This window comes from Nostoc sp. (assembly GCF_036917935.1).
Classification (GTDB): Bacteria; Cyanobacteriota; Cyanobacteriia; order Cyanobacteriales; family Nostocaceae; genus Nostoc.
The window spans coordinates 89,149-101,580 of record NZ_JBALEL010000015.1 but is presented as its reverse complement, the minus strand read 5'-3'; the positions used below and the strand labels follow the sequence as shown (position 1 = coordinate 101,580).

The following is a 12,432-nucleotide window of genomic DNA, read 5'->3' as shown; positions in this document are numbered from 1 at the left end:
CGCGATGGGGTCTCCCCAAGTGGAGCGACTGGCGTGGGTTAGGGGGGATCAAAGTGCCTAAAATCACAGCCAAATACTTTTCAAACATCCTCTAATTGATATGATATAGCGTTTCCTAATCAGATGAGGTACATCATAGCCCCCTCCTCGCTTGCGGGGAGGGGGTTGGGGGTGGGGTTCCTTGTACCTCACTCAACCGATAACCGCTATACTCTCTAGGAGACGCGGGGCGTAGATTGCTTCTTTGCAGGAGTATGCAGACTCGCTACAGCTACGCTATCAGTGTGAGCTTCTGTACCCTCTTAATTACGAATTACGAATTACGAACTAGTAATTATTTAGTCAGCCTTTACACCTGATTATTCTCTCTCTATATCTAACTGTACTTGCAATCCATCATTGTCACTCCCTGACTGAGTTGGTGCTAAAAAGACCGAAGTGTCTGGCTGTGATAATGATTCGTTAAAGTGGATTTTAACTGGAGTTTTATTGTTTCTTCTATTATTGTTGGAAATGTTTGCTGGATTAGTTTGCTCAAAAAAACTTCTAAAGTCATCTTGGGCTGTTTTATTATCAATTCCAAATAGAGAATCACCAGTTAGTCTGTATTGTCCCGGATTTGAGCTTGATGTTGCAGACTGAGCGTAGACTGGGCTTCCTAAGCTGGCAAAGGCTACCGTAATTCCTAAGAAACCAATAATTTTGGCGTTCATTTGTTTTATCCAAATTCTTTTTAATATTGCTTGTCTATTATTTTCTCGGAAAACTATTTTAATTAACTCTATCGTTAGGTTGTATTACAATAATTGGATTGCGTATATACTTAGCGTGTCACTTATTTTTGCTGTTTTAGGCATTACCAAGCAATAAGTTAGGTATCCCTTTGGGCATGGGATTATCTGGTTTCGTTTCTAAGCGATCGCAGTTAAGAGGTTGTTTGAAAAATCCTCTTGTCGGTATCAAAATATTTTAGATCCCCCTAAATCCCCCTTAAAAAGGGGGACTTTGAGAGAGGTTGCCCCCCTTTTTAAGGGGGGTTAGGGGGGATCAAAGTGCCTAAAATCACAGCCAAATACTTTTCAAACATCCTCTAAGTTCGTTGAGATATACTAGCCTTCAATCTCTTCTATATGTTCTGTCTACGACGGGCTACGTCTACGCGCAAAGTCAATGTTTTAATCACGAATTAGTTGTTTAACAAATCGCCCAAGGCTTTTGGAGAGTAAAGCTAAATTGTTCAAGCTAGTAGCTACATTGGGATAGTCGCCAGCAAACAGGTTTAATTACCAACACTACGGTTTTCGTTACAAACATCATAATTTTCGTTACAATCTTACGAGTTTAGTTACCACCACTACGATTTTCGTTACAATGTTACGAGTTTAGTTACCACCACTACGATTTTCGTTACAAACATCATAGTTTTCGTTACAATGTTACGAGTTTAGTTACCACCACTACGATTTTCGTTACAAACATCATAGTTTTAGTTGATATTGCTGAGTCTATCGTTACATTAAACACCAACTTTGTGGATTTTACTCAACCAAAATCAAGCTTTAATAAGGCAAGCTAGTTCTAGAACACAATAAAAAGAACATAATTATGCCTCGTCAAAAGCGTACACATCGCGTTCTAGAAAAAGCTGAATTGAGAATCGCCGGACTCAAAGCAATTGATCCCACTATGGATTTTGGGGATGCTCGCAACTTGGAAAATATCACACAACTAATTCAGCAGTACCGTAGCAAAATAGATGCTTATAATACCACTCTGGCTGTGATTGACTCTTATAAAAATGAGATGGAAGAGTTGGAAAAAACTCTGAGCGATCTGAATGAAAAAATGCTCCTGGGAGTTGCCTTTAAGTACGGTAAAGACAGCCATGAATATCAGATGGCAGGTGGTGTCCGCAAAAGCGATCGCATCCGTAAAAGCACAGCAACACGCTTGAGAGCGATCCCAGAGGAACCAGCCACTAAGAGTGCTATAACTGCATAAAAAGCGCCCTTCAAGTCTGGAAATACTAAAACAAAGCCTGTTTTTAGCCGGATTTTAGGCATGAACAGGAGTTATGCAAAGTGGAACAATAACTGCTAATCTGTCATGCTTGAATTTGGATATTTTTTTTATTTTAAAGTCCCCACTCCCTACTCCCCCGCCTTTTTCCAAGGAAGCTTGACTGTAAATCGACTGCCTTTGCCTAACTGACTTTCGGCGTGGATAGTCCCACCATGCAACTCGACAATTTTTTGCACTATCACTAATCCTAAACCGGTGCCTGTAGAACGACGAGTGGAGGCATTTTCAACCTGCACAAAAGGTTGAAATAATTTGAAAAGGTCATCGGAAAGCATACCAATACCTGTATCTACTACGCTGAAAAAGATATATTCATTTGTAGAATTTGGCTGAACTTCAATCCAGACTTCACCTCCTTCTTTAGTAAACTTGATCGCGTTAGTCAACAAGTTGATAAATACTTGGCGGATGCGGCGTTCATCGACTTGGATGGGTTCGAGTTCTTCAGGTATTTGTGCCCTCAGCCGGATATTTTTCTGAAACGCCAGATGTTTGACAAAACTCAGGCAGAAGTCACATAATCCCTGAATCGAAGTAGCAGCTAGTTGTAGTTCTATCTTGCTGGATTCGGTGTCAGTAAGATCAAGGATTTGGTTAATTAATTCTAGTAGATTATTACCGCTAGATTCGAGCATATTTAACGACTGGCGTTGTTCTTCACTCACAGGGCCGTACATTCCATCTTTGAGTGCTTCTGTGATTACCAAAATGGAGTTTAAAGGAGTCCTCAGATCGTGGTTGATGTTTCCTAAAAAGGTTTTTTTGGCACGATTTGCCATTTCAGCAGCTTCTTTAGCCTCGCGCAGAGCGGATTCTGCACTTTTGCGATCGCATATTTCTAAAGTCAGGGCGACAAATTCCGCAATTGAGCTAACGAAGTTTTGCTCACTCATTTCCCATTTTCGGGGAATATCAACCTGTTCAGACAATACTGTTCCCACCATTTTGCCCCCAGCCCAAAGACTGGTATCAATTAGGGATACAATATTATTTGGTTCGAGCCATTTATCCCATAATTCTTGTATCCGTGGATCGGTGCGAGTGTCGGAAACGGCAATGGTACGAGAAACCGCCAAAGCTCTAAAGTAGATTAAATAATCTGCAAGGTTGCGTTCTAAATCTGCCGAATGTCTTTGATTGCTACGTTCATAGAGACTTATGCATTGTAGCTTGGTGCAATCGCTATTGAATAACCACACACTCACTCGTTCTACTTCTAAGGCATTAGCTGCTTTTTCTGTGATAACTTTGAATGCTGTTTGCAGATTTCCTTCAAAAACCGCTTTGTGATTTGCCAGTTCTGCTAATACTTGATGATGCTGGCCCAGTTTTTGCTCACTGTGAATGCGTTCTTGAATCTCCTGCTGTAATTCTTGAGTTCCCTGCTTAACTTGCAGTTCTAAATCTTCATTTTTGGTAATCAGTGCAGTAAAGGTTTTGCGTAACTGCTGCGCCATCTCGTTAAAAGATCCACCCAGCACCTCTAGTTCTTTAATGCCTTGTACTATCATCACTGAGTCTTTGCCATTGGGAAAATCGGCTAAATCTTTCGTCACCCGGCTGAAATACAAAATTTGCTGAGTTATCCAACGAGCGGTAACAATTCCTAGTATTGTAGTTAGTCCCAATGCTCCCAGACAGAGAAAAATTGTAGTTTGAATGTTGCGATTAATTTGTCCCATAAAGTCTGCTTCTGGGACAGCCACGATAATCAACCAGTTTACATTTGGTTCGCCCTGGAAAGGTCTAACTTCTAAAAATTGCCGTTTGCCGTCAAAGGAGAAATCTAATTGCTGTAAACTTTGAATTTGGTCAAAGTTACTAAATTTAGTTGTTAAATATTTAGCGGTTGCTTGAGTCAAAGCATTCCGGCTCTGGGAAGCTGCCAACCTAATGGGTTTACCATTTTGGAAGCGGAATGGTTCTTCGGTTGTGGAACTTGCAACTAATAGCCCCGATCGCTCGATAATAAAAATTTGGTCAGACTTGCCAACTTTGATGTTTTGCAGCAAATCCCCAATTTGTGATATGTGAGTGAGAGTGCTGTTGACTCCGAGTAATTCACCTTGGGAGTTATAGATGGGAAGAGAAGCACTAATCAGTAGTGTTGGTTCAGTGCGGGGTGTAAAAATCTGACTAAAGCTGAATTTTTTGGCGGTAACTGCTGTTTGATAATCAGGACGCGATCGCGCATCATAGTTTTTAATCACCTCTGGTAGTTGAGTACGTTCACCTTGAGAGTCAACTATGTAGGTGTAGAGGTTGTACCCAGTTGACTTTCCGGCTTTTCTGAGTAAAGATTGGCGATCGTTGAGCTTCTCCACCGCTAAATATTCTTGCTGTTCATTGCTTGCCGTTAAGGCCAATGCATCTGGAAAAATCTTTAACTGCTCTATTAAATATGACTCCCAGGTTGCAAGATTCTCTATTTTCAGTAACCCCATATTAATCAGATTTTGATTACTGCGTAGTACCTGACGCGGAGTTGACAAATAAGTTTCTAAATTTTGTTCTACTCGATTGGCAACTTCATGACGCAATTCGCTAGCTACCTCATTGACTGCCTTTTGCCCATTGCGGATTGATAAGTATGCAGTCAATCCCACAGCTAGCAACATTTGCAGCAAAAACAACGCTACCAAGATGCAACTTAGAGGTACGCCTTTAAACAGGGAAAAAACACTACTTTGCCCAGTATTTTTGTTCATCTGCCCACTCCCCCTGCTGCCCCTTCCTGTCCTGTAGTACTGAGTACAACACATCGAGTTTGCTGTCCTGTGGGCTTATCCATAGTTTGTACTGGGTCGGGTCAAGTGCCAATATAACACTTCTGGGAACATCCCGCTTTGCTTCATTCGCAATCACAGCTGATGTTTTTACACATTTGGGATGCTCCCCCACTTCTGGTAAAAGAACAAAACGTTACTTAGCTGTACCTGTAGATTTTACCAGCCAAAATATGACGATATGATATCGTGTCCGGTTAAAGACTTATTATTTACAGCAGTTTGCAAGTAAGTGAGGTACAAAATGCAAGACTCACAGATATAAAGAGTTTCTACCTCCTGCCTCCTGCCTTCTCTTTTGACACTCCCCGGCGTGAACGCACGGGGATTCTTTAATCTACGAAACAACTTGCTCATGCAGGATTTCTCCAACAAGAGTAGAGGTAGTTTCTCCTAAAGCGTTGCTTGCGTCTGTCTTGGAAAGGTTGACGCGGGAATCCTCCCGCGCCCAACTTTCCGCTAGCGCAAAGGTTCCGGTATGCCCTACCGCACCCAATCCTAAATTAAGAATGTTTAGAGAGGCGTTGTGATCTCTATCTAGCTTGCAGCCACACTGACAAACGTGTGTGCGAGTGGACAGAGACTTTTTCACAATGGAGCCACAGTTAGAACATTCCTGGCTTGTATATGAGGGATTTACCGAAATAGTAATCCTCTTAAATACTCTCCCAAAATACTCCAACCAAACTCTAAATTGATACCATCCCGCATCATTGATTGATTTTGCTAAACAATGATTTTTCACCATGTTCTTAATCCTCAAGTCTTCGTAGACGACTACATCGTTTGATGTGATTACGCACCTTGCCAGTTTCACGGCATGGTCTTTACGCTGCCTACTTATTTTGAGGTGAACTCTACCTAATCTATTTCGAGATGCGCGCCTATTGCTAGAACCTTTAACTTTGCGAGAAACAAGCCTTTGCGACCGTTTCATCTTCCGTTCCCCAGTTCGATAGAACCGAGGATTTTCAATCTTTAAACCATTCGAATCGGTGTAGAAGCTCTCCAACCCAACGTCCAACCCAACTGTCTGATGAGTTGGTTGTATGAACTCAAGGCGTTCTACATCAACACAAAATTGAGCATACACACCATCTGCACGTTTTACCAATCTCACCCGTTTTATCTGGTTGATTTGGTAGAAGTGCAGGTCACGAGTGCCTTTAAGCTTTAATCTTCCGATACCATTTTTATCAGTGAAAGTTATCGATTTACGATCATCTGCAAGCTTCCAGCCCGTTGATTTATATTCAACAGAACGACAATTTTTCTGGAATTGAGGGAATCCCTTTTTACCAGATATCTTTTTCTTACAAAGTTCTCCGGGGGGAGTATCCCCCCGGCAGACTTTGCGCGAAATGCGCCACGGGGATACTCCCCGGTGGTCACTTTCGCGCTTCTTGCAGTTGTCATAAAATCGAGAGATAGCAGCCCATGCCCGTTCTGCTGCGGCTTGTCTAGCCATTGAGTTTAACTTATTCGCAAAAGGAAATTCCTTAGCTAATAATGCACAATGCCGCGATAGTTCAATCCACGACGAAGCAAGACCTTCCATCCACAATCTGATAGCTTTGTTCCGAATGAACTGAGTCGTTCGGATTGCCTCATCGATTGCTTGGAATTGGAATGCTTTGCCGTAGGTTTTGAACTCAAAAACTAGCATGGATATGTTTTATTTCACTTATCTTATTGTAGCACACCTATCATAAGACTATCAAAGTATTCTTTTGGAAATATAATACAAAGCCGTGCTAGAAGCACGGGGCTTTTACCCAATTTTTTGGTAAATATGAAAGAAATTGATCAAAAGCTGAATCAATTCGTAGCTAGTTGAGATTTATCACTTATAACTGTTATTCTTATAATAAATCTAACTATAGACAGATGAAATTGCAAACGCTATTGCTGTAATAAGCGTGTCTTTTGGTGTTCAGACTATCTTCTAGTCTAGGCGCTAAAGAAAAGGAGTTAATCACTTAAAGATTGCTCCTAATTTTACAGCATCCTGCCCACAGCCAGCCCCAAGACATAGGTTTTATCACTCATGCTCAACGTATCCACTCACAATTCTCAACAAAATCAGCAATTAATTGACAATACTGACTGGAACGTTATTGAAACGGAGTTTAACCCGACGCAGTTACATCACAAAGAAACCGTCTTTACTCTTGGTAATGGGTTGCTAGGAGTGCGGGGTACATTTGAAGAAGGGTATTCACAGGATTTTCCAGCCATACTCATCCACGGTGTTTATGATGATGTGACAATTACTCATACCGAATTGGTAAACTGTCCCAACTGGCTGCCATTGGTGGTAAAAGTAGCAGGCGTTCGCTTTAATCTGGACAGTGGTGAAATTCTCAACTATGAACGTCGGCTTGACCTGCGCTTAGGTTTAGTTAGCCGTGATGTGCGGTGGCGTAGTCCTAGTGGTCATACCCTAGATTTTCACTTCCAGCGTTTCACCAGTTTAGCAGACCAACACGTTATGGCGATTCGCGCTCAAATTACATCCGTAGACTTTGAGGGTGAAATTACCGTTGAAGCAGGATTTGACAGCGAACCAGATACTCAAGGCGTCAAACATTGGCGAACCTTAAACCAAGGTGGCATAGAGGAGATTATCTGGTTAAATAGTAAAACTCTCCACTCAGATATTCAACTTGGGATGGCAGCTAAGTTAGTGGTAGATGGTGACGAGAATGAGACTACACTCGTGAGCGTCGAAAATGCTTCTAGTTCTCCCACTTTGACAACCACCTTAGAGTTATATCCCGGAAAAACGATAACTGTAGAAAAGATTGTCACCCTGTTTACTTCACGAGAGACAGAAATCCCCATTGCCGCCGCCTTACAAAGACTCGCTGATGAACCGAGATATACTACTCTCTTGGCAGCTCATATTGCGGCATGGGAGCAAGTGTGGCAAGACAGTGATATTATTATAGAAGGCGATCGCTTGGCTCAATTGAGCGTCCGTTATAATCTCTTCCAATTACTAGCGGTGACACCGCGTCACGACAATCGAGTAAGCATTCCTCCCAAAACCCTCTCCGGTTTTGCCTATAGCGGGCATATCTTTTGGGATACAGAAATATTCATCCTGCCTTTCCTCACCTTAACTCAACCAGCGCTCGCGCGTAACTTGCTCACCTACCGCTATCACACCCTACCAGGAGCGAGACGCAAAGCTCAAGAAGCAGGTTATCAAGGGGCAATGTTTGCTTGGGAAAGTGCCGCTACTGGCGATGAAGTAACTCCGCGCTGGGTACCTGCTCCCAACGGTGAATTAATCCGCATCTGGTGCGGTGACATTGAAGTGCATATCACCGCAGATATCGCTTATGCAATTTTACACTACTGGCAAACTACCAACGATGATGATTGGATGCGGGATTATGGCGCGGAAATTATCCTTGATACGGCTGTTTTCTGGGAAAGTCGGGTGCAGTGGAACCAAGAGCGCCACAGCTATGACATCCTAGATGTAATTGGCCCGGATGAAAATCACGATCGCGTCGATAATAATGCCTTCACCAATCTCATGGTACAGTGGCATTTGCAGTCAGCTTTGGCGCTGTGGGATTGGCTCAAACAAGCTTATCCTGAAACCTCAGCCCAACTGGTGCAAAAACTCAACTTAACCACAGAGCGTCTGCACCTTTGGGCGGAAATTCAAGAGCGTCTATTTGTCAATGAAGATCCCCAAACAGGTTTAATTGAGCAGTTTGAAGGCTTTTTCCAGCTAGAAGACGTTAACCTCGCTGATTACGAACCGCGCAGCAAATCTCTGCAAGGTTTGTTGGGAATTGAAGCCACCAGCCAAAAGCAGATTCTCAAGCAGCCAGATGTATTGATGCTCTTGTATTTATTGCGCGAACGTTATGACCATCAAACCCTCGCCACCAACTGGGACTATTACACCCAACGTACCGACCACAGTTATGGTTCTTCATTAGGCCCAGCCATTAACGCTATTTTAGCTTGTGACCTCAATCAACCAACCGAAGCCTATACACACTTTCTGCGAGCGGCCTTGGTTGACTTAGAGGATGTGAGGCATAACGCCGCCGAAGGAATTCACGCCGCCAGTGCTGGAGGAGTATGGCAAGCAGTAGTTTTCGGGTTTGGCGGCATTCGGATGACTCAATTTGGCCCCGTTGCCTGTCCCAACCTACCACCTAACTGGACGCGTTTGAAGTTTCGTCTGCAATGGCGTAACGAGTGGTATGACTTTGACTTACAAGCCGAAACAGAAGTTAAAATTCCTACCTTGGCAGATACACACTCGAAAATTGTCTAATAGACTTCTTGAAGCCCTCACCCTAAGTCCCTCTCCCAAGCTTGGGAGAGGGATTTAGGGTGAGGGATATATATAGCGTTTCCTAAGCAACTGAGGTACACCCAAATCTTATTTACCAAGGTTAGTAGGTTTGAAAATGTACCTAACCAGGGCGGGAACTGCTATAAGTCTGATTTTGTACAGAAAGTTTTTGTTCAGAAGATTTAAGAGATGGGAACTCTAGCTAATAAGCTTAATCACAGTATCCCACCCAACACTCCTAATCATGTCCCATCTTGCTCATTCCACATTGGGCCAATCTTCTTACCCTCGCTTGACTAGAAGCTTGAGTGCTGTTGAAAGTTGGGGCTTTGGTTTGACAGCGCATATTTCTTGGACAGCATTGGTTCCAGCGATTCATGCTGCTTTAGGTTCCCAAGCTATTTTTGTCTGGATACCTGCGGTGATTTTCGGAATGCTGCTTAACTATCAGGTAAAACGTTTGGGTATGCATTTCATCAATGTAGCTGGAGGAACACCTAACTATGCCACCAAGCTACTGCAAAACTACCCAGGACTAGCTCGCTATGCAGCTATTGGATACCTCCTCAATTGGGTTTCCTACCTGTCAGTGAATACAATCGTACTCAGAGATTTAATTAAAGTGAATTTGGAGGCGCTGGGTATTACCTGTCCAGACATATTTCTAGATATTAGCTTTACACTGTTGCCCTTTATCGTGGCGTTTAGTGGGACTCGCGCCCTGAGTATTTTACATTTGTTTTTTGTGATTCCCGCCTTTGGACTGCTAATGACCTTCTGTGTCCAAGGTCTTGGCTGGTTAGCGTTTTCTCCGGTAAGTCCTGGGTTTTTTCCTAGCAGTTGGTCATCTTTGAGCTTTGGGGATTGGGCAAAGTGGTTCTTTTTTGTCACTTACGCAACCTACAGCTGTGAAACGGCTTCTTCCTTTGTCGCCGATAGCCGCCACCCCACCCAGACGCTGCGGTTTCTAGACGTTGCCGCCTGGATGATGCCACCTATCTTTTTGGGAGGGTCTTGGGTAGTGATGCGGTTAGCAACAAATCCCAATCTTAAAGACAATGCTTTCCTAAATCTTGTGGCGGCTTCCCAGCCCTTTTGGGGAAGATTTGCTAGTGTAAGTGTTTCTTTTTTGCTAGTAGCTGCTTGTCTTTTAGGTTCGGCAACGGTGGTTTCTAATTGCCCGCGAATTTTGTATCAACTGGCGTTAGATAAGCAGATTTCACCAGTATTTTCTGTGGTCTCACGTCGGGGTGTGTTTGTCCCAGCATTGACATTAACACTGGTATTGTGCTTAATTTATCTGATTTGGGGAGATGTCGCGCGAATCGTAGCTGTTGGTAACATCGGGTGGTTTGTCTCCTTTATGTTACTGCATCTGGGGCTTTGGCTTCGGCGCGATCGCCCGGAAGTTTTGTTTCCTCGCATATCTCTGGGCATTCTGCTGTTAGAAGTTGTGGTGCTGTTCGTGGGCGGACTTGCCTGGGGTTGGCTCAACTTCCTAATTGGGCTATTATTTCCCATTGGTGTGCTGGGAATAGATGCGGTGATTCGCCGTGTGGACTTCCCTCCATTCCATCCCAGTTGGTGGATGCGGCGATATCGCACGCGCCCTGTAGTAATCATTAAAGACTCAGTAGTTCTTCAGGTGAGCATCCTGATTTTTTTACTGTGTAGCGCCGTGGGAGTTGGCTGGTTACTTGGTCTCAAACTTAATAAAGTGACAACTGCGGGGGGTGAGAATATATTTGTGGTGCTACTGATGAGTGTGGCATTTGTGGGAGTAGCGATCGCTTGTTGGACAAGTTTACCTCAAGTGGTGGCGATCGCAGAAGCGCGAGAAGCTGCCGAACACCTGTTTACTGTCGCCCAGGATGGTATTTTAGTCGTAGACGATCAAGGCATTATCCGGCAAGCTAACCCAGCCACTGAATCGTTCTTTGGTGTCAACCCCTCTGAGTTGCCAGGAAATCACCTCAACAAATGGCTACCCGCATTAGTCTACTATCCAGAGCAGTGGACAAAGCGTAGCGAACAAATCCTCATCGGTAATGGAAAAAACAGAACTCTGGAAGTTTCCATCTCAGATAGACCTCATCAGGATTTTCAGGAATATGTCGTCATTCTCCACGACATTACCCAGCGCAAACAAGCAGAGCAGATATTGCGATACTCAGAAGCACAATTGCGCCAAGAGGCAAAGCAGCTAGCATCTCAACTGGTGCATAGTGAAAAAATGTCGAGTTTGGGGCAGTTAGTAGCAGGTGTGGCGCACGAAATCAACAACCCAGTCAACTTTATCTATGGCAATATCGGCTATGCCAATCAATATATCCAAGATTTATTGAGACTGCTGCAATTATACCAGCAAAACTATCCTAATCCAGTAACAGAAATTCAAAAACAAACAGAAGCAATCGACTTAGATTTTCTGATTGCAGATTTGCCAAACTTGCTAACTTCTATGACAGTTGGTGCGGAACGAATTACAGAAATTGTCTTATCTCTGCGAAACTTTTCCCGGTTAGATGACGCAGAAATGAAAGCTGTGAATATCCATGATGGTATAGATAATACATTGATGATTCTGGAACATCGCCTCCAACCTAAATCTCATAATCTAGCAATTGAGGTGATTAAAGACTACGGCCACCTGCCATTAGTAGAATGTTATGCTGGACAACTGAATCAAGTATTTATGAATCTTTTAGCAAATGCGATCGATGCTTTAGAAGAGGCAGTGGAGAATGGTGAATGGGAAGTAGGGGAAAAAGCGCTCTCTACTCCCCAGATACGCATTAATACTAAACTCACGAGCGATAATCAGATAGTGATTTGTATTGGCGACAATGGTATAGGCATTCCAGAAAAGGTACAAAAACAATTATTTGAACCGTTTTTTACGACTAAACCAGTTAATAAGGGTACTGGGTTAGGTTTATCTATTAGTCATCAGATTATCACCCAAAAGCATCAGGGAAAATTAGAATGTATTTCTGCTCCTGGGCAGGGAACAGAATTTGTAATTGTAATTCCGCTAAATCAGCAAGCTATCTAAGAGGATGTCTGAGAAGTATTAAATATTTTGCTTGATCCCCCCTAGCCCACGCCAGTCGCTCCACTTGGGGAGACCCCTAGATCCCCCCTAGCCCCCCTTAAAAAGGGGGGAACCGGAATCAAAGTCCCCCAATTGATCGGGGGATTTAGGGGGATCTAAGAGTCTCGAATACAACACCAAAA

The 12,432-nt window shown here is 43.3% G+C and carries 6 protein-coding genes; 3 read left to right on the top strand and 3 right to left on the bottom strand.

The genetic code is table 11. The features are described from left to right. Positions 1-359 precede the first annotated feature (359 nt). Positions 360-713, bottom strand: a complete 354-nt coding sequence (locus tag V7K62_RS07075) for a hypothetical protein (RefSeq protein WP_334863059.1) — start codon at positions 711-713, stop codon at positions 360-362. A gap of 892 nt (positions 714-1,605) precedes the next feature. Between V7K62_RS07075 and V7K62_RS07070 the strand changes: the two genes are divergently transcribed. Further along, on the top strand, positions 1,606-2,001 hold the full coding sequence (locus tag V7K62_RS07070; RefSeq protein ID WP_334863057.1) for a hypothetical protein: 396 nt from the start codon (positions 1,606-1,608) through the stop codon (positions 1,999-2,001). 149 nt (positions 2,002-2,150) lie between these two features. Here the strand turns inward: V7K62_RS07070 and V7K62_RS07065 are convergent, their stop codons facing one another. Then, positions 2,151-4,790 carry a sensor histidine kinase gene (locus tag V7K62_RS07065; RefSeq protein WP_334863054.1) on the bottom strand — a complete coding sequence of 880 codons (2,640 nt, stop codon included), beginning with the start codon at positions 4,788-4,790 and terminating at the stop codon, positions 2,151-2,153. A gap of 415 nt (positions 4,791-5,205) precedes the next feature. Beyond that, on the bottom strand, positions 5,206-6,534 hold the full coding sequence (locus V7K62_RS07060) for an RNA-guided endonuclease InsQ/TnpB family protein (RefSeq protein ID WP_334863052.1): 1,329 nt from the start codon (positions 6,532-6,534) through the stop codon (positions 5,206-5,208). Between the two features lie 381 nt (positions 6,535-6,915). On the opposite strand from V7K62_RS07060, the gene V7K62_RS07055 reads away from it, so the two are divergent. Further along, entirely contained in the window at positions 6,916-9,174 is a 2,259-nt protein-coding gene (locus V7K62_RS07055) for a glycoside hydrolase family 65 protein (protein ID WP_334863050.1), read from the top strand. Positions 9,175-9,439: 265 nt separating this feature from the next. After that, the gene (locus tag V7K62_RS07050; RefSeq protein WP_334863048.1) at positions 9,440-12,250 is read left to right on the top strand and encodes an ATP-binding protein; all 2,811 of its coding nucleotides are present in this window, start codon (positions 9,440-9,442) and stop codon (positions 12,248-12,250) included. Positions 12,251-12,432: the final 182 nt, after the last annotated feature.